This window comes from Allosphingosinicella sp. (assembly GCF_046295735.1).
GTDB lineage: Bacteria > Pseudomonadota > Alphaproteobacteria > Sphingomonadales > Sphingomonadaceae > Allosphingosinicella.
In genome coordinates, this window is record NZ_JBKBMQ010000002.1 from 85,216 (window position 1) to 105,035 (window position 19,820).

Annotated in this window: 25 protein-coding genes; 9 read left to right on the forward strand and 16 right to left on the reverse strand. The window is 69.5% G+C overall.

Annotated features, from left to right (window positions below; translation table 11 throughout):
- The 16 genes from ACK4K7_RS03080 to ACK4K7_RS03155 all read right to left on the reverse strand — a co-directional run bounded on the left by ACK4K7_RS03080 (position 1) and on the right by ACK4K7_RS03155 (position 14,773).
- On the reverse strand, positions 1–1,494 hold the full coding sequence (locus ACK4K7_RS03080; RefSeq protein ID WP_431863729.1) for a phage portal protein: 1,494 nt from the start codon (positions 1,492–1,494) through the stop codon (positions 1–3).
- Positions 1,494–1,706 carry a phage head-tail joining protein gene (locus ACK4K7_RS03085; protein WP_431863730.1) on the reverse strand — a complete coding sequence of 71 codons (213 nt, stop codon included), beginning with the start codon at positions 1,704–1,706 and terminating at the stop codon, positions 1,494–1,496. Before ACK4K7_RS03085 ends, ACK4K7_RS03080 begins: the two co-directional genes overlap by 1 nt.
- The gene (locus ACK4K7_RS03090) at positions 1,706–3,829 is read right to left on the reverse strand and encodes a phage terminase large subunit family protein (RefSeq protein WP_431863731.1); all 2,124 of its coding nucleotides are present in this window, start codon (positions 3,827–3,829) and stop codon (positions 1,706–1,708) included. Before ACK4K7_RS03090 ends, ACK4K7_RS03085 begins: the two co-directional genes overlap by 1 nt.
- Positions 3,829–4,452 (reverse strand): hypothetical protein, encoded by a 624-nt coding sequence (locus ACK4K7_RS03095; protein WP_431863732.1) that lies wholly within the window; start codon positions 4,450–4,452, stop codon positions 3,829–3,831. The genes ACK4K7_RS03090 and ACK4K7_RS03095 overlap by 1 nt, the downstream gene beginning before the upstream one ends.
- 413 nt (positions 4,453–4,865) lie before the next feature.
- Positions 4,866–5,360 (reverse strand): hypothetical protein, encoded by a 495-nt coding sequence (locus tag ACK4K7_RS03100; protein WP_431863733.1) that lies wholly within the window; start codon positions 5,358–5,360, stop codon positions 4,866–4,868.
- 261 nt (positions 5,361–5,621) lie between these two features.
- Positions 5,622–8,792 (reverse strand): phage/plasmid primase, P4 family, encoded by a 3,171-nt coding sequence (locus tag ACK4K7_RS03105; RefSeq protein WP_431863734.1) that lies wholly within the window; start codon positions 8,790–8,792, stop codon positions 5,622–5,624.
- Between the two features lie 3 nt (positions 8,793–8,795).
- Positions 8,796–9,377 (reverse strand): hypothetical protein, encoded by a 582-nt coding sequence (locus tag ACK4K7_RS03110; protein WP_431863735.1) that lies wholly within the window; start codon positions 9,375–9,377, stop codon positions 8,796–8,798.
- Complete coding sequence (locus ACK4K7_RS03115; RefSeq protein WP_431863736.1) at positions 9,374–9,733, reverse strand: hypothetical protein; 360 nt, start codon at positions 9,731–9,733, stop codon at positions 9,374–9,376. The genes ACK4K7_RS03110 and ACK4K7_RS03115 overlap by 4 nt, the downstream gene beginning before the upstream one ends.
- Positions 9,730–9,966, reverse strand: a complete 237-nt coding sequence (locus tag ACK4K7_RS03120; RefSeq protein WP_431863737.1) for a hypothetical protein — start codon at positions 9,964–9,966, stop codon at positions 9,730–9,732. The genes ACK4K7_RS03115 and ACK4K7_RS03120 overlap by 4 nt, the downstream gene beginning before the upstream one ends.
- The gene (locus tag ACK4K7_RS03125; protein ID WP_431863739.1) at positions 9,959–10,255 is read right to left on the reverse strand and encodes a hypothetical protein; all 297 of its coding nucleotides are present in this window, start codon (positions 10,253–10,255) and stop codon (positions 9,959–9,961) included. The genes ACK4K7_RS03120 and ACK4K7_RS03125 overlap by 8 nt, the downstream gene beginning before the upstream one ends.
- The gene (locus tag ACK4K7_RS03130; protein ID WP_431863740.1) at positions 10,252–12,897 is read right to left on the reverse strand and encodes a DNA methyltransferase; all 2,646 of its coding nucleotides are present in this window, start codon (positions 12,895–12,897) and stop codon (positions 10,252–10,254) included. The genes ACK4K7_RS03125 and ACK4K7_RS03130 overlap by 4 nt, the downstream gene beginning before the upstream one ends.
- Positions 12,897–13,148 carry a hypothetical protein gene (locus ACK4K7_RS03135; RefSeq protein ID WP_431863741.1) on the reverse strand — a complete coding sequence of 84 codons (252 nt, stop codon included), beginning with the start codon at positions 13,146–13,148 and terminating at the stop codon, positions 12,897–12,899. Before ACK4K7_RS03135 ends, ACK4K7_RS03130 begins: the two co-directional genes overlap by 1 nt.
- Positions 13,145–13,360 carry a hypothetical protein gene (locus ACK4K7_RS03140; protein WP_431863742.1) on the reverse strand — a complete coding sequence of 72 codons (216 nt, stop codon included), beginning with the start codon at positions 13,358–13,360 and terminating at the stop codon, positions 13,145–13,147. The genes ACK4K7_RS03135 and ACK4K7_RS03140 overlap by 4 nt, the downstream gene beginning before the upstream one ends.
- Positions 13,357–13,956 carry a hypothetical protein gene (locus ACK4K7_RS03145; protein WP_431863743.1) on the reverse strand — a complete coding sequence of 200 codons (600 nt, stop codon included), beginning with the start codon at positions 13,954–13,956 and terminating at the stop codon, positions 13,357–13,359. Before ACK4K7_RS03145 ends, ACK4K7_RS03140 begins: the two co-directional genes overlap by 4 nt.
- A 17-nt stretch (positions 13,957–13,973) precedes the next feature.
- A complete protein-coding gene (locus ACK4K7_RS03150) occupies positions 13,974–14,495 on the reverse strand; it encodes a hypothetical protein (RefSeq protein WP_431863744.1) in 522 nt (173 codons plus the stop codon).
- Positions 14,492–14,773, reverse strand: coding sequence for a carph-isopro domain-containing protein (locus tag ACK4K7_RS03155; protein WP_431863745.1), 282 nt, complete (start codon positions 14,771–14,773; stop codon positions 14,492–14,494). The genes ACK4K7_RS03150 and ACK4K7_RS03155 overlap by 4 nt, the downstream gene beginning before the upstream one ends.
- Here ACK4K7_RS03155 and ACK4K7_RS03160 point away from each other — a divergent pair.
- The 9 genes from ACK4K7_RS03160 to ACK4K7_RS03200 all read left to right on the forward strand — a co-directional run bounded on the left by ACK4K7_RS03160 (position 14,705) and on the right by ACK4K7_RS03200 (position 19,820).
- Positions 14,705–15,541 (forward strand): S24 family peptidase, encoded by an 837-nt coding sequence (locus ACK4K7_RS03160; protein ID WP_431863746.1) that lies wholly within the window; start codon positions 14,705–14,707, stop codon positions 15,539–15,541. The genes ACK4K7_RS03155 and ACK4K7_RS03160 overlap by 69 nt on opposite strands.
- Positions 15,542–15,552: 11 nt before the next feature.
- Positions 15,553–15,894 carry a hypothetical protein gene (locus ACK4K7_RS03165; RefSeq protein ID WP_431863747.1) on the forward strand — a complete coding sequence of 114 codons (342 nt, stop codon included), beginning with the start codon at positions 15,553–15,555 and terminating at the stop codon, positions 15,892–15,894.
- A 3-nt stretch (positions 15,895–15,897) separates the two neighbouring features.
- Positions 15,898–16,293 carry an HIRAN domain-containing protein gene (locus tag ACK4K7_RS03170; RefSeq protein ID WP_431863748.1) on the forward strand — a complete coding sequence of 132 codons (396 nt, stop codon included), beginning with the start codon at positions 15,898–15,900 and terminating at the stop codon, positions 16,291–16,293.
- A gap of 82 nt (positions 16,294–16,375) precedes the next feature.
- Complete coding sequence (locus tag ACK4K7_RS03175) at positions 16,376–16,834, forward strand: hypothetical protein (RefSeq protein ID WP_431863749.1); 459 nt, start codon at positions 16,376–16,378, stop codon at positions 16,832–16,834.
- A complete protein-coding gene (locus ACK4K7_RS03180; RefSeq protein ID WP_431863750.1) occupies positions 16,831–17,094 on the forward strand; it encodes a hypothetical protein in 264 nt (87 codons plus the stop codon). The genes ACK4K7_RS03175 and ACK4K7_RS03180 overlap by 4 nt, the downstream gene beginning before the upstream one ends.
- On the forward strand, positions 17,091–17,357 hold the full coding sequence (locus tag ACK4K7_RS03185; RefSeq protein WP_431863751.1) for a sigma factor-like helix-turn-helix DNA-binding protein: 267 nt from the start codon (positions 17,091–17,093) through the stop codon (positions 17,355–17,357). The genes ACK4K7_RS03180 and ACK4K7_RS03185 overlap by 4 nt, the downstream gene beginning before the upstream one ends.
- On the forward strand, positions 17,354–19,285 hold the full coding sequence (locus tag ACK4K7_RS03190) for a DNA cytosine methyltransferase (protein WP_431863752.1): 1,932 nt from the start codon (positions 17,354–17,356) through the stop codon (positions 19,283–19,285). Before ACK4K7_RS03185 ends, ACK4K7_RS03190 begins: the two co-directional genes overlap by 4 nt.
- Positions 19,282–19,428, forward strand: a complete 147-nt coding sequence (locus tag ACK4K7_RS03195; RefSeq protein ID WP_431863753.1) for a hypothetical protein — start codon at positions 19,282–19,284, stop codon at positions 19,426–19,428. Before ACK4K7_RS03190 ends, ACK4K7_RS03195 begins: the two co-directional genes overlap by 4 nt.
- On the forward strand, positions 19,425–19,820 hold the full coding sequence (locus tag ACK4K7_RS03200) for a hypothetical protein (RefSeq protein ID WP_431863754.1): 396 nt from the start codon (positions 19,425–19,427) through the stop codon (positions 19,818–19,820). The genes ACK4K7_RS03195 and ACK4K7_RS03200 overlap by 4 nt, the downstream gene beginning before the upstream one ends.

Here is a 19,820-nt window from a genome sequence, read left to right on the forward strand (position 1 = left end):
TCAGTCCTCGGCCGTCGCCTGCTTCGGCGCGAGATAGCCCACCGCCTTCTGCAGCACGCCGCTGTCCGTCAGCTTTCTCGGGTCGGTGTCGAGCGCGAGCCCGAGCTGGTCGAGCTGCTTGTTGATCGCTTCCAGCTCGGCCAGATGCTGGTCGCCGTTGATCCCCCGCTCGGCGAGCGATCGGAACAGCGTCTTGATGCCCGCGCGGATCTCGATGATCTCCGCCATCAGGTCCTTGATCGGGTCGACGAACCGTCGCACTGGCAGCGCATAGTTCCAGCGTAGCTCCAGATAGCGGCGGTCGCCCGTCTCCATCGCGAGCCGCCGCATCCGCCGCATCACCGCAGGGCGCACCTGGTGCGGGATGAACACGTTCTGCTGCCAGTCGTCGAGCAGCGCCCAGCTTCCCAGCATCGCCGCGCGGAGCGACGAATAATTGGCCTGGCTGACGTCGCCCGTCATCCGGTGATAGGGCGCAAGCCGCGCCGAGATCGCGCCCAGCTGCTGCCGGATGAACTCGACAGCGCCACCGGTCTGCGCCGGATTGAGCGTCGACACCGTGTCTCCGTGCCTGGCGCGGTAGATCATGCCCGGCGTCACCGTTTCCTGCTGCTTGCCGGTACGGACATCCACCTTCGCCTCGCCCGTGGCGCCCAGCGGTGAAGCCTCGGCTCCTTCACCGGGCACCAGGATCAGACCCAGGCAGGCCTGCACCTTCTGCTGCATCCGGACGGCATCCTCGATGTCGCCGATGTCTTTCATGTCCAGCGCCACCGCCGCCAGCCACGAAACGCCGCGGGTCTGGCCGAACCGGGTCTGCTCGTAGACATGGTCGACATGCTGCGCAGGCACCGGCGCCGAGCGATAGCTCGACAACAGCGACATTCCGCCGGGGTGGCGATCGAACATCCAGTAGGCGCGGCGATCGTTATAGCGGTCGAACTCCACCCCCTGAACGATGCGGCTGCCGTCCCGGCGATCCTCGATCTTCGACTGGTCGAGATGGTCCCCTTCCAGCCCCTCGATCCTGCCGTCGGGGCCGCTGGCGTCCGGCTTCCAGACCTGCAGGGCCTCGCCGCCGACGACCACGCCCCACGCCCCGATCTTCTGGACACCATAGAAATCGTTGCGACCGTCGACCGGCCCCTCGGCCCATCGGTCCCATTCGTCCTGCGCCTTCTGCGCCACTGCCTTGTCGGCATGGATGAATTGCGGGGCGATGCCGTCGCCGATCATGTCGGCCACGAGATGCCGGACCCCGGCCTCGGCATATTTGTTGTTCCGCACGAGGTCGTGCCCCGACGCGCGCAGCCGCGCCAGCGCGCCGGCATTCTCGGCGTCCGCATCGGTGTGCGGCCGCCGCCAGCCTTTGGTGCGACGGCCGTTGGTCGCCGCGTCGAACTGGCGGATGCCTTCGCGTGCCGCCATGCGCCGCGCCGCCCAGACCGGCGCGAACGGCGCCAGCCCCTGGTCGATCCAGTCGCCCAGCCCCATCAGTCGCGCTCGAACACCGCGACGCTGCTGCCGCCACGCCTGCGCACGCCCATCGCGTCCTGCGCGCGCTCGCGGAAATAGGCGAGCGTGTCCATGATCTCCCGCCGCGACCGATAGGTGACGCGCTCCCCGTCCGATTCGACGGTGAGCTCGCCGCTCGCCAGCGCCTGCTCCAGCGCGGCGATCTCGGCGGCATAGTCCGGTGCGGGCATCAGTCGATCCAATCGTTGCGGTCGTCGATCCACTCCTCCGCCCCGCGATCTGCGGACGGAGCCGGGGTCGGCGCCTGTTTCGTTTTTGCGGGTGCCGGAGCCGCGATCGGCCCGGCCAGCAGGTCGCCCTGCGTCCCGTCTTTCGGTGCGTAGCGCTCGGCTCTGAGGTTGGCCCAGTCGGCCTCGCCCAGCGTGTCGAGCAGAAGCTTTTCGGCCGCCGCGATGTTGTACACCCGGCAGTCGAGCCAGTGGTTCTGCCGGCCCGCCATCACCTGCCATTCCCGGCGCGGCGTCCCGTTCACCATCCTGGTGAGGACGGTCTCGGCGGTGACCTGCTCGAAATATTCGTCCGGCGCGTCGCGGTTGAAATGGCAGAAGCCGCGCGGCCGCGTGCCCCCGTCGCCTGCCGCGATGGCCTCGGCCGAGGCCTTGATCGTCTCGCGAAGCCAGCCATACCAGCTCAGCTTCACGCCATAGGTGCCGACGATGAACGCCTTGTCCTCGGCCCGCTTCGACGCCTTGCCGGCCCGGCTGCCCTGCTTGTCGTAACGCAGATTCTCGCCGCGCCCGAGGATCGGCAGCGTCCACCCGGCACGGCCGAACACCGGAAGCCGGTTCGGGTGCGCCCTGCAGAAGGCTTCCGCCGCCTCGGTGTGATAGCCCGCGTCGACGCAGATCTGGTCGATCGCGAACTCGCGCCCGCCGGGATAGACGATCTTCGTCCGCGCATAGGCGTCGAGGTCGCGCCACGCGCCTTCGCCCTTCACGTCCGTCGCCCCGGGCAGGAAGCGGGCGTCCATCGACCAGTTCTCGGCGTTCGGACCCCAGCCCACCAGCTCGAGGTAGAGACCGTCGCCCTGCACGTCGACGCCCAGCGTCGTCGCCACCGGACCGAACGGCATCTGCCGCCGGCCCCAATCCTGTTCCTTCAGCTCCCGCAGCTTCTCATAGTCCGGAACGCCGCCCTTCAGCTCGAACACCCATCCGAGCACCAGGTTCGTCCAGGTCTTCAGCTTGTTGAGGTCTCCCTGCGCGGCCAGGAACCCCGTCGCCATGTCCGCCCAGGTCTGGAACGAGGAGATGATCCCCGTCAGGTGAAAGCCCCGCTTGCGGCTCGCCGGCATGCGCGCCCGCCAGCCCTGAAAATCCTCCTCGTTCATGTGGCGGGGCGGTTTCGCCCCGTCGATCTCTTCCGAAAGCCAGCCGTCCGGCAGCTTCATCGCCGCCTTCTGCCAATGCTCGACGACCGCGCCGCAGCATGGCGGCACCAGATGCGCCTCCTCCGACCGACCGTCCGGCCAGATGATGTCCTGCCATTCCGGCTTGAACCGGGATCCGCAGTGCGGGCACTTCAGGTGAAAATGCCGCTTGTCGCTCGCCGCGAAGGCCAGCTCGATCTTGCTCGCGCCCCTGATCGTCGGCGTCGAAATCTTCAGCCGCTTGGACAGGCCTTGCCGGCGCCACACCTTCAGCCGCTGGTCGACCATCGCTTCGGGCGATCCCTGCCCGTCCAGGTCGTCCGGAAACTGGTCGAGATCGTCTTCGATCGCGTAGCGCACGGTGCGCTGGCGCAGGCCCGCCGCGGAATTCGCCCCGGCCAGCAGGACATAGCCGCTCGACCGCGCGAACCTGATCTTGTGCTTCGTCGATCCGTCGCCGTCCGGCAGCCCCAGCGCCTTGATCGTCCCGCCGCGCTCCGGGTTAAGCCGGGGCGTGGCCTCCACCATCGGCCAGAACTTCTCGGCCGCCCAGTCCCAGGCCGCCTTCAGCGTCGCCTGCACAAACAGCACCGGCCCGGGGCGCAGGTCCGAAATGTAGCCGATCCAGTTCTCCGCCGACGCCGACCCGCCCGACTGCGCGCATTTGATGATGCTCGCCTCCTCGCACGGGTCGTGCGGCGACAGCGCGTCCATGATCTCGACCAGTTCGGGCGCCGTCTCGTGCCGCCACGGCCCCGGGAAAGCGTCGTCGTCGGGGAAGCGGCGATAGCGCTGCGCCCATTCGGACACGTCCATGCGCGGCGGCGGCCGCAGCCCCTCGGCGATCGATCGATCCAGCCTTCCGGCATTCCGGCGCAACTGGGCGGCGGCCGTGCCGCCGAAGCGGTGATAGTCGAACCCCATCAGGACGCTTCCGCTTCGACTTCGGCCTCGATCTCCTCGGCCGCCGCGACGTCGAGCTCTTCCTCGTCCGGGGCGAACGCGCCCATCTCGGCGGCGTCCGCCAGCTCCTCGAACAGCCGGTCGATTCCCTCCTCGCCGATCGCCAGCACCCGGCGCAGGTCGCGCTCGGCCGTGATCCGCTCCGCGACACTGCGATACCAGGCGTGGACCCGCTCGCGCGTCGCCCGCGCCATCTCGCTCGCCCGGCTCGCCAGCTCCTCGATCGGCGCGAGCTCGCCCGCGTCGCGGGCGTTCTTCAGCCTGTGCCCGATCGTGCGTTCGTGGCTCTCCGCCATGCGAAGCGCCTGGAGCGACTGGCCCTCCGCCGCGGCGGGGGACGAGGCGGCGACCGGAGAGGGAGCGACATCCGGCAGCGGCAGCATCGCCGACGCCGGCGGGCGGCCGCGCATCGGATCGATCCGCGCATTCACCCGCATGTCGGACCTGGCGAGGTCGACCATCGCCCGGCCGTCCGGCCCCTCGGCGAAGACGAGCAGGCCGTCTTTCTTCCAGTTGGAAACGGCGGACCTGCCGACGCCGCGATGACGGGCATATTCAGCCTGCGTCACCAGCTGCGCCGTCATGATCCCTTCCGCCTTTCTCCCGATCCGTTGCCCGCCGCGCGGCCGAAGCCGGCGGCGGGCGGAGCGACCGGCCCGACGGGCCACGCCCCGGCGCGCGGGCCACCCCGCGCTCATCGGCGGGGGCCTCGCCCTGCGCCGGTCCCGTCGTGAACAGCCCCGTGAACGGCTCTGTTCACAATGTTCAAAATCCTTGAACGCCCTTGTGCACTGAAGCCAAGCGCTCCGCCCCACCGCATAAGGCGGCAGCCCTCCGGAAGGACCCGCCGGGCATTCACCTCGCCGCTGTCAACCGAAATCGGACGTGCTCGCGTCGATTTCGGAGCCCCGGAAGAGCTGCGCCCGCCGGGCCGGAGGGGCTCAGCGGGCGCGAAGGTGTCCAGGGAGACTGACGACGAGCAAAACACTGCCCGAGGCTAGCGAGGAATAGCCCCCTTCACCCCCGGAGCCGAACACACAAAATCGTCACCGCAGGTCGATTTTCGATTTGACACGATCCCGCCCGGATTTCCGCCGTTCAGCGCATTGGCCACCTTCTCGATCGCCCGCGCATAGCGCATCCGCAGCCCGTCCGCGCCCATCCGGAGGCCGAGCGGCTGCAGCAGCCGGCGCCACGGCACCCGCGCCTCGCCGCGCGCCAGGCACATCAGCGCCATCACGACGAGCCTCCGGTCCCGCTCCGGCACGAACCGCATCCACTCGCTCGCTTCGTCCCGCTCCGCCACTTCGGCGCGGGTGAGCGGCAGCGGCCTCGGCTCGGCTTCGGTGTCGGCATAGTCGCCGAACCAGTTGTGCCGCACGATGTCGGGCCAGAAGGCGCGCATCCGGTGCCAGCCCCGCTCCCGATCAGGCGAGCGCCGCCACAGCACCATCGCCTCCACCATCCGCTCCTCGACCATGGCGAAGGTCATGAAGCTTCCGTCCCCGGAACCCTCCAGATCAACCCTTCCGGCATTGCTGTCTCTATAAGTCATTGGAAGAACGTCCTTTGTTCACAAGAATGGAAGGGACGGAAGGGTCGGAAGCATATATGTGAATTTCGCATCGCGCGCGCCCGCGCACCCGCACCCACGCTTGAACATCGCGAAAACCCTTCCGACCCTTCCAAAGCCGCACAAATCCGCGCTTTCTCCCTTCCGCAAACCCTTCCGCCTCCCTTCCGGATGGAAGGGTCACGGGTCGTCGTACGGATCGTCGAAGCCGGGAACGAAGCTGTCGCCGGCGAGCGGCGGCGGCTGCGCGCGCGGCGGGTCGGCCGCGGCGGCCGCCACCGGCGGCGGCGGCTCGAGGTCCAGACCCTCGCGCACCTTCCCGTTCTCGTCGACGAAGTCGGAAGCGGATCGGACGAGCCGCAGCCCCAGCCACTTCATCCCGTCGCTCTGCTTCTTCTGCCAGCCCTTCTCCGCCATCGCGTTGGAGAAGCCCTTGTTCGACCATTCGCGCTCGCCCGCCGCCTTCGCCCACGCACAGAACACTTCGTGCAGCAGCGACGACTGGACCCGCGCCTCGGCATCGGCGACGGTGCAGAGCCGCAGGAAGCGGGCCAGCGGGTCGCTCTGGTCGCGATAGGCCTCGGTCGCCTCCTTCACCGCCTGCGGCTCGGTCAGGCCATTCTCCAGCCAGTCCACCAGCCCGTCGACGAGCCGCCGGAACACGCCGGGCAGCTCGCGCGCCTTGATCTTCTCGAGCAGCTTCGTGTCCCGCTTCGGCCAGTTCTCCACGCCCGGCTCCGGCAGGTCGATGTTGCGCAGCCAGGGGATCAGCTTCATCCGCCCCCAGATGCCGTCGTCGGTGTCGGGGATGGACGGCTTCGAATTGCCGCTCATCAGCAGCTTGAAGCGCGGCTCGAGGTCGAAGAAGCCGCGGTGCAGCGCCCGCACCGACATCGGCTCGCCGCCCGTCGCCGCCTTGATCAGCGCCGAATTGAGCTTCGCCTCCCGCTCCGGCTCGGACGCGCGCAGCATCCGCACGCCGCCGAGCTTCGCGAGGTCCGGGCTCGCCGCGTCTCCGCGCTTCTTGATCCCCTGGTCGAGGAAGCTCTCGATGCCGATCGTGCCCGAATAATCGCCCAGCGCCGAGCACCAGCTGTCGATCGTCGTCGACTTGCCGTTGCGGCCTCGGCCATAGTTGAACCACAGCTTGTGCTCGCCGGTGTCGCCGGTGGAGGCATAGCCGCCGACCTGGTGGAGATAGCGCCGCATCGTCGGGTCCGGCTGCGCCCACGCGAACATGCCGTCATAGAGCGGGCAGTCCGCCTCGCGGTCGTAGGGCACCGGCGCCAGCTTCGTGATCAGGTCCTCGCGCCGGTGTCGGTCGAGGTCGATCCGCGCCTTCTTGCGCCCGTCGGGCAACTCCTCCACCGCGAAGCGCAGCGTGCCGTTCATCACGTTGACGGCCAGCAGCTCGCGGTCGAACTCCTCGATCGGCACCGTCAGCCAGCGCCGCGCCAGCGCCGCGATCGCCGCCGGCTTGCCCGACGTCTCCGACTGCCGCCCCCACGCCGCCAGCATCGACGAGAAGAGCACGAAGCTTTTCCCCTTCGGCACATAATGGTCGAGCGCGTGCTGGTCGGGATCCTCGAGGTCGAGATATTCCTGCTTGTCCTTGCGGATCAGCTTCAGCTTGGCGCGCGTCCCGCGGATCAGCCGGGCCTCGCGCTGGATCGCGCGCACCGTGTCGAACACGGCGGCGATCAGCTCGGCCGGCGGCGCCTCCTTCTCCTGGTCGAACACCTTCCAGCGTCGACCGTCCCAGCCCAGCCAGCCCTTGGCGACGGTGAAGCGGAAATCGGCGCCGTAGCGGTCGCGGAATCGCTCGCCGATCCCGAAATCCGTCATCGGATAGCCGGCGCAGCGGAAATCGAGCCGCAACGGTCCGGGGTCGAAGCCGCGCGCGCGCCCCTCCTCGATCGCCCGATCGATGTCGCCCAGCTGCAGGTCGGGCAGCAGCTCCGCCTCGGCCCAGATCGCTTCCACCACGTCGCCCGCATCGAGCAGCCCGGCGGCGATCCGCCGTCCCGCGCCCCATGCGATCGCCTTCAGCTCCTTCGGCTGATCGGCCTTCGGCAGCCCGGCCGCGCGCTCCAGGCGCCGCTCCAGCCACGTCTCGGCGATCCGCGCGAACCGCACCCGCTCCGCTTCGCTGAGCTGCGCCGGCTCCCGCTCCCCCTCGCCGCCACCAGGATCGTCCACCCTTCCGCTCCGGAAGGATGACGATGGGTCGCCGCCGCCATGCGGGGGTGCGGGGGGCCGGGGCGGCCGAGGCCCACGCGCGGCGCGCGCGCGCGCTTCGTCGCGGATGTGGGTCAGGTCGCGCGGAGAGGCCTTTCCCGCTTCGATGCCGTTGTCGACGGCGCGCGCGCGCGCGGCGGGGTCGCCGAAGCCCTGGACGGCCGCGTGCAGCGCCGATCGCGCCATGCCCTCTTCCAGCGCGCCGGCGCCGACCAGCTGGCCGATGACGAAGCCGGAGGCGTTCGACTGGTTGTCGCGGTTGCCGAGCGGCGTCGCCGCCAGCAGCCGGCACTCGGCATCGAGCGCGCCCAGCGCATAGCGCCGCACGGCGGCCTCGGCCGGATCGTCGGAAGGATAGGGGCTCGCCGATCGCGTCCGCGCGGGGGGAGGGGAAGCGGTCGCCGGCTTGTCGCCGGCGGCGTCATTTTGGGGGCCGGCCTCCGGCTTCCGCTTCGGCGCGCGCAGCACGTCGATCAGCTCCGCCGGCGCGTCGGCGATCTCCGCGTCGGCCGCCCCGCGTAGCCAGCGATAGGTGCGGCCGTCCTCCATCACGCTCGGCGGCGCGATCACATAGCCGCCCAGGCCGCGCACATCGACATGGTTAGGAAGGTTGCCGCGATTCCGGATCGGATCGCCCTCGGCCGGCATCAGGAAATAAAGGTGCACCCCGCCGCTCGGCGTCCGCGACGCCAGCGTCGCCGGCAGCGCGCATCCGATCTGCGCCTCCACCTCGGCCTTCAGCCGCTCCAGCGTATATTCCTCGCCCGTCTCCTGGTCGTGGCGGGGGTCGAAGTCGACGACGAACAGGCGCTCGTGGCCCGTGGCGAGGCCGACCATCGCCAGCGGCCACTTCTTCCACCAGGCGCGGATCTGCTCGGGATCGGTGCTCGCCTTGGAAACGCCGCCCGTGCCCTTGATCTTCGCGCCGCTCTTCGGGTCCTTCTCGGCCGCCAGCAGCGGCTGCTTGTTCTTCATGTTGCAGGGGAAGACCGGCCACCCCCGCGCGGCGAAGGCCAGCGCCGCCTCCAACAGCGGATTGGCACGCTTTGGCGGCGCGCCATCCCCCGCGGCCTTACCCTCGCCGCGGCTCTTCGATCCCCGCTCCCCGCCCATGGCTCAGCGCGCGCCTCCGTCGACGAGTCGATCGATGTTCGCCCGCTCGACGCGGAAGGTGATGGCGACGACCTCGGGATTGTCGGCCCAGCTGTCGGCACCGTGGAGACTGTTCCACAGGTCGCAATATTCCTCCGTCGGTGACGGGTCCCATTCGTTGGGGAACTCGGGATGGGGGGCGAGCTTGCCAGGGCAACCTTCAGCGATCGCATCCGCCTCGCTGATCGCCTGTAGCGGCTCGGTCTTCACAGCCTCCACGATCAGCGTCAGCCGCGACGCCCAGCGGGGCATGTGCAGGGAAGGTCTGAACGGCGGAAGCGGCCCCTCCCACCATCGGTTGTCGTCGGCGGCGAACAGCATGAAGCCGTGTTCGAGCAGATCGTCGTGATCATAGCCGGGGGGCTTCAAATAGGGGCCGCGTTGGCAATCCACATGGTCGCAGTACCAGCTCTCCCGCACCCACAGCCGGTCGCCGGGCTCGCAACGCCGCAGCGGCGACGTGGCGAGCCGCCGCGTCTGCGTCTTCCGCCCGGCGAGCAGCGCGCGCACCATCGGCGCGGAGAAGATGATCGGCCGATCCGTCATGCCGCCCTCCCGAGCTCGCCACCCGCGGCGACTTCGTCGTCGAGCAGCCCAGTCCCATCCTCGCCTCCGGCGCCTGCCCCGCAGGCCCCGGTCCCGTCGTCGACGAGACCGGCTCTGATAGAACTCGCCAGCCCGCGCAGGGCGACGATCAGCGGGCCTTTCACTTCGGGCGGATGGTCGACCCGGTTGACGGGCGCCTCCCACTTCTCGCGCGGCCGCGGCGGCGCCTCCATCATGTAGGCGTAGCCGTCCAGCCAGGCCGCGACCTCGATGTCGCGCTCGGCCCGGATCGCCTCGCGGTCGAGCGCGCACGCGCTCTCCGGCGTCGTAAAGGAAGGCGACGATCGGCGGCTCATTCTCTCTCTCCGGTGATCCGCGCGGCCACGGCCGCGGGGTTGTTCGTCTTCAGCCAGGCCGCGCCGGCCATCGCCGCGCGCGATCGGTTGTGCGGCCCGTCGGCCTCCCTGATCTCCCGCCGCCGGCCCGCCGGCAGCAGCGCCCAGCAGGCCCCGCACAGAAACTGCCACCGCCCACGCGTCCGCCGCCCGCACCCGGTGACGCACAGATGGACCTGCGGGCGTCTAGCCATCGCTCAGCACCCCCTCGGCGCGGCTGATCGCCATGAAGCGTTCGATCTTCTCCCGCTTGCGATCGATCTCGGCGATGCTCGGCTGCGGGTAGGGGATCAGCCCCGCCTGCGCGCAGAGGATCGCCACCGCCCACAGGTCCTTCAGCTCGTCGGTGATCCGCTGCGCGTTCGTCAGCCCCTGGCCGGCCTGCACCTCGCTCAGCCCGAAGCGCAGCGCCTTCGCCGCGCGCTGGCTGACTTCCGCGCATTCCTCGGAAAGGCAGGTGAGAAGGTGCTCTGCTCGGTTCACTCCGCTGCCTCCATCATCGCATCGTCGGCCTCGGCCGAGGCTTCGATCAGGTCGAACAGGCTGGGGGTCGCCCGCGCGCGGTCCTGCTCGCGCAGATGCGCCACGCCGTCGGCGAAATAATCGGGGTTCAGCTCGTGCCCCCGCCCGCGCCGCTTCATCATCACGGCGCGCAGCGGCACCGTCATCAGCCCGCCGAACGGGTCGAACACCAGGTCGCCTTCGTTGGAAAAGCGGCGGATCAGCCGGTCGACGATGTCGAACTGCAGCGGGCAGAGGTGCATTTCCTTGCCCCGCGCGGCCTGGACGCCGTTCAGCGTCCGCATCCGCGCCACGTCGCTCCACACGTCGGAATGCCATGCGGCGGGCGGCAGCAGCGCGAAGCCGGTCGGCAGCTGCCGCGCCTCGGTCAGCGCCTCGACCAGCGCGATGTGATGCTCATAGTCGTAGACGCTGCAATGGCTGAAGCCGCGGAACAGCCGGTAGATCGTCCGCGCGTCCTGCCCGATCAGATCCTCGCGCGTCAGCATCCGGTCGCCCGACGATCGCCACTTGGCGTGCGCGTCGACCTGCCACCGCGCCAGGCTGTAGCCCTCGGGGTTCTCCCACGCGCCGGTCCCGTGATCGTACCAGCGCGCCTCCTTCACCACCCTCTCGTCGGCATAGCCGCTCGCCGGGTCGCTCGGCGCCTTGCGGAACAGCAGGACATATTCCGGCATGCCGACGCTCATCCGGCTGCCGTCCTTGCGCTGCTCGCTATAGCCGAGCCGATAGGTCTGGTTGTTCTCCCGGACGACGTCGGTCTCGACCGTGATCATCCCCATGTAGAAGAAGCCGTGCCGGCGGTAATGCTGGATGCAGTCGGCGTGGAACGGGTCCACCGTCTGGAACCCGACGCCCTCCAGCCCGCCGGGCCGCACCCGGTCCTTGACGTGGATCGCCGCGATCCGCCCGGGCTTCAGCACCCGCAGCAGCTCCGGCGTCAGCCAGTCCATCTGCCGGAAGAAATGGGCGTTGTCATCGCTGTGCCCGAAATCGTTGTAGCTCGGGCTGTACTCGTACTGGGTGGAAAAGGGGATCGACGTGACGATCAGGCCGACGCTGTCCGCCGCCATCGCCGCCGTCTCGATCACCGTGTCGCTGCGCACCGCGACCCACCCGTCGCCGGCCTCCTCGGTGCACCCCTCTCCGTCCTCGATCGACCGCACCAGCACGTCGCGCGCGCCGGTCAGGCCCAGGCCGAAGCTGCGGATGATTTCGCTCATCCGCTCGGCCGTCTCCTTGTGGCGTTTCCACTTCTCCTCGAGCCGCTTGCGCACCGATCGCTCGGCCTCGGAATAAATGAGGTCGATGCGCACCTGGTGCGTCTGCAGGAATCGCTGGATGCGGTGGATTGCCTGGATGAAGTCGTTGAACTTGAAGCCGATGCCGAGGAAGATCGCCCAGTGGCAGTGCCGCTGGAAATTGCATCCGCTGCCGGCCAGCACCGGCTTCGCCGCCAGCTCCTGCACCTCGCCGTCGCTGAACCGGATGATCGCCCGCTCCCGCTCGTCGAGCGGCTGCGCGCCATAGACGGAGACGACGTTCGGCACCGCCGCCTCGATCGCCTCCCGCTCCCGTTCCAGGTCGTGCCAGATGATGCGGTGCGCCGCCGGGTCCTCCGCCCGCAGCTCCATCAGCTTGGCGATGCGGGCGCCCAGGCTTTCCTTCTTCTCGGCCGATGCGGCGACGACGCCGATCGCCTCTTCCTTCAGCAGCCGGCGCTGGCCGTCCGCTTCCTCGCCGGCGCGGCGATGGTCGCTCGGCACCTCGTGCCAGCGCACGTCGATCTCCGGCAGCTCGTAGCCCTCGTCGGAAAAGCCGAGGTCGGACGGCTTCTGGACGAAGGCCGCCCAGCTGTTGATCCACAACCAGAATTCCCGCTCCTTGTGCGGGTGGATGGTCAGCTCGTCCGCCTTCTCGCTGTTGCGGCGGAAGAAGCGGGTCTTCGCCTGGCCGACGTCCATCACCTCCAGGAAGGCGCAATAAGCGAGCAGCTCGACATATTCGTTCGGGCTCGGCGTCGCCGTCGCCACGAACTTGTAGGCCATGCCGTCGAAGGCCTTCATGAACTCGCGGAAAGTCTTGGTCCCGCCGAAGCCGCGCAGGCAGCTCGCCTCGTCCAGCGACGCCGCGTTGAACAGCGACAGGTCGAGCTTCCCTTCGCGCACGGACTCGTAGTTGGTGAGATACAGCTGTCCCTCTCCGGGCGGCAGATCCGAGAGCGGGTGCGCGAGGTGGCCCGTCGACTTGATGAACACCGGCTCCATGCCGAGCAGCCGCGCGTCGCGCTTGAACTCGACGAGGACGGTGAGCGGCACCACGATCAGCTGCCTGCCGCCGAGCTGCAGCCCGATCTGGCGCATGATCTCCAGCTGCATCAGGCTCTTGCCCAGGCCGAACGCGGCGAAGATCGCCCTGCGGCCTCCCTCCACCGCCCAGCGGACGATCGCTGCCTGGTGCGGCTTCAGGACGGGGTGGATCGCATCGGCCGCGACCGGCAGGCCGAGCGGCGGCAGCGCGATCACCTTCGATCGCACGAAGTCCAGATAGGACGAAGCCCCCTCGCCGGCGGCGCAGGCCGAAGGGGAGGGCGCGCGGCGCATCAAGCGCGCTCCTCTGCCGTCCGAGCCGCCACCGGCTCGCGGCAGATCCAGTTGCGGGGGATCACGGTGACGACGGTCTCGCCTTCCAGCACCAGCTTGGCCGCCCCGGTGCGCACCACCCGGCATCCGAAGGCGGCGGCGATCTCGACGGCGCGAGACGAAAGCTGCATCGCGGCCGCGGCCTCCTCCAGCGTCGCGCGCGGATCGATCCGCTCGCACCAGCGCTGCCGGGCATGGGCGGTGACGATCATCGCGCGCGCCCCTCCATCCGAAAGCCGCGCTCGGCGGCGAAGTCGATCAGCTCGTGGTCGGAGAAGGTCCCGGCCCACAGCGGCACCCGCCAGGCGGCGACGGGAGAGTCCCGGTCGGCGCGCTGCGGCGCCATGCCGATGCCCGCGAGAAAGGCCCGCGCCGCATCCCGCCGCGCCACGAACGCGTCCACCCAGCTGGTCCCGCCGCTCATCCCCGCGCTCCGAGGCCGCGCAGCAGGCCCGTCTTGGCTCCCGTCTCGACGATGGTGATCACCCGGCCCGGCTCCACCGGCACCGCCGTGCGGACGATGAAGCCGAGCGCACCGAGCCGGCGCAGCTGGTAGGCGGCGGCGTCGGCGTCCTTCAGCATCGCCGCCCGCGCGATCATCCGGTTGCTGGAACAGGGCGCGCCGACGTCGGCCAGGCGGGCGAGATGATCGAGCACCCGCCGCGCCTCCGGCGTCAGCGGATCGACGGGGCCGGCCGTGCGCGCCGGCGCCGGCTTCGGCTCCGGCCGCGCCAGCGACAGGCAGCTGCGCCGTGCGATGAAGTCAAACAGGTCGCTACCCGGCGCATGCCGCACGTTGTTCAGCGTCAGCGCCCCGGCCGCCGCCAGCGCCGCCGCGCGGTCGCGCAGGCCGGCGTGGAAGCGCAGGCTCGGCACCCGGGCATAGACGCAGCGCGCGCCTTCTTCCGCCTCGATCGCCCAATCGATCAGCTGCTCCTCGGTGGCCGCGAACGCGCCCGTCTGCGGGCCGAGCGGCGCCGGCGGCACCACCGTGAAGCTTCCCCGAATGTCCAGCAGCATGTTCCCCCCTTCCGGCATCAGCGGAGCCCGTCCTGGGCGTCGTCGGAGGGCCCGATGCGGGGTGGCAGGCCGCCCTCCGCTTCGAGCCTCTGGATGAGCAGGCCGGCCGCCTCGCACAGTTCGCGCGCCTGCGCGGTCGCGGCGGCGAGCTGCGGCGGCGACATCGCCTCGGCCTGGGTGACGAGCGCCGCCAGCGTGCGCACCGTGTCGGCGCTCTCGCTGGCGATCGTGGCAAGGTGGACGGTCAGGCACGCGGCCGACACGCCGTCGGCGCCGGGCCGCGGCATCAGCAGGTAGCTCTGCCGGTTGGCGAGGAAGCTGGTATAGACCGGCTCGCCGGCCACCGCCTCCAGCTCGTCGATCACGTCGGCGGGCATGAAGGCGTCGGCATTGGCCGCGTTCAGCGTGTCGCAGACCTGCTGCAGCCGTGACTTGCGCAGCCGGCAGAACCCCTCCGCCGCCTCGAACCCGCCGACCTTCTCGATCAGCAATCGCGCCGCCCGCTTATGGGCACGCTGGAGGGGGGAGAGGGCGCTCATGCCGCTTCACCAATCGAAGGGGCGGCGGCGCTGGAAACTTCGGCCTCCTTTCCAGCTGACGCGACTACTCCTGGTGCGGCATCAACCGGTTCAACGGCCGCTGCCCAGTCGATCTCTATACCGGCGTCTCGGGCGGCCAATTTGAGGTGCGCCAGTCGGGAGGCGGGAATGCCGTTCCTCTTCCAGCTGTGCACGGTGGAGACAGGGGCATGGATCAGCCGAGCCACAGCTGTGGTACCCCCCAGCGCGATCATCGCATCGTCGGTCAGTCTCTGCATGTTGCGGAAGATGCGATAATCGGATCATCAGCGCAAGCAGAAAGTTCCGATAATCGCGTTTGCGATAATCGCAGCACTGTGCCCTATGGCTTCATGGACGTCGCGCAGCGCTTATCGCCAGAAGCAGCAGAGGTGTTCGCCCGATTGGACGCTCTCCGCCTGAAGCAGAGGGAGCTGGCGGAAGTGCTGAACCTCGAACCCAACAAGATATCGAAGGTGCGCGCCGGCGAGCGGCAGCTTAAGGCGTCAGAGTACCGAAAGGCCAGCGAGTGGCTGGCGGCCAAGGAAGCAGGCGTCGGGGCGATCCAGCGCGTAGAGCCGGATATCCCTCCCGTTCGCCCCGCCTCGGCCGATGACGAGGTGGTGGAGATCACCTCTCTCGACCTTACCTTCTCCATGGGGCCGGGAACGAACCTCGACGATTATATCGAGGAAACGCCGCTTCGCTTCGACCTAAGCTATATACGCGGCTTCACGCGCACCACGCCGACACGGCTGCGCATCGCTCGCGGCGTCGGCGAGAGCATGTTCCCGACGCTGATCAGCAGCGACCTTGTGTGGATCGACACCACGCAGCGGATGCTCAACCAGCAAGATCGCATCTGGGCGATCTCTCTCTATGGTGCTGCAGCGATAAAGCGACTTCGGGCGATCGGCGACGGCAAGGTGATGGTGATTTCGGACAATCGCGACGTCGAAAACCAGATTGTCGATGCGGAAGACTTGATTATAGGCGGGCGGGTGATCCGCTTTTCGCGCGATCTGTAAGGGGGCTTTCAATGACGATGAACAAGCGCGGCGTCGTGGCAATCGCCGCGGGCGCAGTACTGATGGCGGGCTGCACCACTTCCGCAGCCGGCCTGGAGCGTGGACGGCTCAGGATGACGGTTGACAGCCCGAAGAGCCCTCAGGCCTTCGCCACCTGCTCGGCCGATACGATGATCGGCAACGTGCAGCTGCGCGGGGAGGGCGATCATTGGTGGGTGCTGAGGTTCAACGGTTATGGCGTGCCCGTCACCCGTTGGGACTTCCGGGCCAAGCCGGGGGGAGGGACGACGGCCGAGCTGCGCTCTTCGATCCCCATCAACACCGGTGACGAACGGGTCCGCAACTGCGTGTGAGCCGTGGCTCTTTCGTCTCTCAGCCTGGCAGTCGTCGGCGCTGACTATCCGAATCGGAAGGGGCCGGGGCGGCGCTTCGAAATAGAGCTCTGCCGTCCCGGCGAACCCGTCGTCCTCATTCCCGAACCGAAGAACCCGGCAGACCCTCGTGCGGTCGCTGTGTTCAGCTGCCGAGGTATCCAGATCGGCTACCTGAGCGCAGAGCGCTGTGGCTGGATTGGCTCGATCATCGGCAGCGGCCGCGACGTGCGCGCCATCTTCCAGCACAAGACCAGCTATGGGGCCGCCATTCGAGTTGCGTTCGATGGGGAAGAGCCGGCGCTGCCGCCGGTGCGGCATGCTACCGAGCAGCCAGTCGATGACAGCGGCTTCTATCCAGATGAGGAATGGCCAGACTAGGCCGATCCGATAATCGCAACAAGTCTGTTGACGATGTTCCGATAATCGCACATAACTCGCCTCCTGAACACAGGAGGCCCGCATGCTCCCAACCCCATCTCCCTTTCCACAGCCCGGCAGCTGGGCGCTGTTCGAACGCGACGGCGTCACCCACCCGGTCCGCATCGTCGCCGAGCGTTACAAGGCAATGGCGGAGGCGCGGGTCGTCACCGTTTCGCTGGCCGACATGCCCACCGCCGCGAGCGGCACGGTCGAGGTGCCGCTCGCGAAGCTGCGCGATCCGACGCCGCTCACTGCGGCCGAGCGGGAGGAGATGGAGCGCCTTGCGGTCGAGCTGCGCGGTCTCAAGCGACCCTCCCAAAGCAGCAAGGCCCGTCGAGTTTCCAAACTTGCCGACCGGGACTTCGCCGCCCGCGTCCTGATCGGCCACCTCGCGGCGCTCCCGCGTCAGGGCCTCGCCACCCGCGCCACTCGCGAGGCGCACCGCTTCTTCGAAGCCGCGATCGCTGCGGGCGCGAAGCCCGAGAAGGTGGCGGCATGAGCCGGCTGATCATCACGTCGCGGCAGGACTCGCGCGTCATCAGCATGGAGGCCCATCGGGTTGCCCGGCAGACGCCGGCCCGCCGCCGCTTCGTCCACGGACCCCTGCTCTCCGCCGCGGCGGAGCGGGACCGCTGGCTGCGCAAGCGGCCGATCCGCAGCGTCGGCGCAGGCCGGCTCTGCCTGCTGGTCGCGACCTTCGCCGCCGTCGCCTTCGGCGTCCCCGCCGTCATCTGGCTCGCCGAACGGGTGCTGCTGTGAAGGCCCGCCGCCTCACCCGCGGCCAGCGTCAGCTGCTGGAGCTGGTTGCCGCCGGCTACACGCAGGCCGAGGTCGGCCGCCAGGTCGGCATCTCCGCCGCCAGCGTCGACGGGACGCTCGGCCGCGCCCGCGCGCGCTTCGAGGCCCGCAGCACGATCGAGCTCACCGCGATCGCGCTGGCCCAAGGCGAGATCGACCCCGCTCGCATCCGCATCCTCCGCCAGCAACGCGCCTTCAACGCGACTGCGAAGGTGGCTGCGTGAGCTCCGGCCTCATCGTCGGCGCCTTAGCCGCCACCGGCCTGTTCATCGACGGCTTCGCGGGCGGGGGAGGGGCGTCCACCGGCATCGCCCAGGCGATCGGCCGCGAGGTCGACATCGCCATCAACCACAGCCCGGCCGCGATCGCGATCCACAAGGCCAACCACCCGGAGACAATCCACTATTGCCAGGACATCCGCGCCGTGTGGCCGCGCGCCGTCACCCGCGGGGCGCCCGTCGCCGGAGCCTGGTTCTCTCCCGACTGCAAGGAATTCTCGAAGGCGAAGGGCGGCCCGGTCAAGGATCGGTCGATCCGCACGTTGGCGTGGGAAGTGCCCGTCTGGCTCGATGAGACGCGGCCCGTCGTCGCCTATCTGGAGAATGTCGAGGAGTTCCAGGACTGGGGGCCGCTCGACGAGAACAACCGGATCATCCCGGAGCTGAAGGGCCGCGATTTCCGCCGCTGGGTCCGCAAGTGCCGCTCGCTCGGCTATCGCGTCCAGTGGCGCGAGCTGCGCGCCTGCGACTATGGCGCGCCCACCAGCCGCAAGCGGCTCTACATCGTCATGCGCCGCGACGGCCTGCCGATCGTGTGGCCGAAGCCGACTCACGGCGCCCCGGACAGCCCCGGCGTCCGCGCCGGCCGCCTGCAGCCCTATCTCACCGCCGCCGAGTGCATCGACTGGTCGATCCCCTGTCCGTCGATCTTCGACCGCAAGCGCCCGCTGAAAGACGCGACGCTGCGCCGCATCGCCCACGGCGTGATGCGCTATGTCGTCCACGCGGCCGAGCCGTTCATCGTGCCGGTCACCCACAGCCAGAACAGCCCGCGCGCCCACCCGGCGGGCGAGCCGCTGCGCACCATCACCACCGCCAACGGCGGCGAGTTCGCGGTCACCGACGTCGCCCTTGCGCCGCACGTCACCAAGTTCCGCAACGGCGCGATCGGCAGCGACATGGCCGATCCGATGCCCACCGTCACCGCGAACGGCGCGCCCGCGAGGCCAGCCGGCGCAACGCCCCTCGGGATCGTAGGCGCCACGCTGGTGCGCACCGGCCACGGCGAGGCGGACATCAGTGGCAAGCGTCGTGGCAAGGGCTTCCACGACCTGCAGGCGCCGGCGCCGACTGTCACCTCGTCGCGCGACGAGGCGCTGGCCGCCGCCACCATGGTGAAGATGGGGAACGGGGAGCGCGAGGGGCAGGCGCCGCGTGCGCTCGACATCGCCAGGCCGTTCCACACCGTCACGGCCAAGGGCTCTCAGGCCGCCGCGGTGACCGCCTTCCTCTCCAGCTTCTACACCAGCAACACCAATGGCGGGCGGGGCCGGCCCGATCTGCCGCTGAAGACGGCCTGCGCCGGCGCCAATCACCACGCGCTCGTCGCCGCTCACGTCGAGCAGGCGAACACCGGCATGGTCGGCCGCGCCGCCTCGCGGCCGCTCAGCACCATCGTCGGCAAGGGTTCCACCCAGCGACTCGTCGAAACGACCTTGGTGGAGGAGGGGGCCCTGCCGCCCCAGATGATGGAGCGCGCGGTCAGGGTCGCCGCCTTCCTGGTGAAATATTACGGCACCGGCGGCGAGAACGAGGCGAGCCAGGTCCAGGAGGCCGATCGGCCGCTGGACGCCGTCACCACCCGCGCGCGCTTCGCCGTCGTCACCGTCACGATCGACGCCGTCACCTATGTGATCGTCGACATCGGCCTGCGCATGCTAAAGCCGCGCGAGCTCGCCCGCGCGCAGGGCTTCCCCGACAGCTATGTGCTCGATCCGATCGTGCCGAAGATCAAGCGCGGCAAGCTGGTGCACGAACCGCTCACCATCGCCGAGCAGATCAGCATGATCGGCAACAGCGTCAGCCCCCCGGTCGCCCGCGCGCTCGTCGCCGCCAACCAGCCCGGCATCGCCGAAATGAGGATCGCGGCATGATGCGCCTCATTCCTCTCGTCGAGCGCTACCGCTGGGGCGGCGACATGGATGATGGCCGCTCCAGCGTCGCGGGCTGGTCGATCAGCTTTGCGTGGCTGGGCTTCTACGTCGAGTTCATCGTCGCGCGGGAGCAAGGCAAGTGACCGTCCCCGATCCCCATCTCGCCCGCGCCGCGCGGCTCGAGGCGGAGGCGCGGGAGCGCGGCTATCCGCCGATGGTGAAGGCCGGCCACATGACGGCCGAGGAGGCGGAGCGGGACTGGCGCTGCTGGCTGGTGATCGCCGAATGGCTCGCCCGCGGCACCGCCCGCGCGCTCGACTGGGCGGGCGACTATGGCTGGCCCGACCTCGAACTCGCCGCCGCCAAGGCCCTCCGCCGCCGCGAGGACGCCTGCGCCGCCAAGCCCGCCGACGAAGGCCTCACCGCGCGCCGCGACGCCGTGGCCGCCATCCTCACCGCCGTCCAGGCTCGGCGCCGCTTCATCGACGACCTGAACGCCGCCCTCCGCCGCCACGCCGAGCAAGAGGCGGCCTGA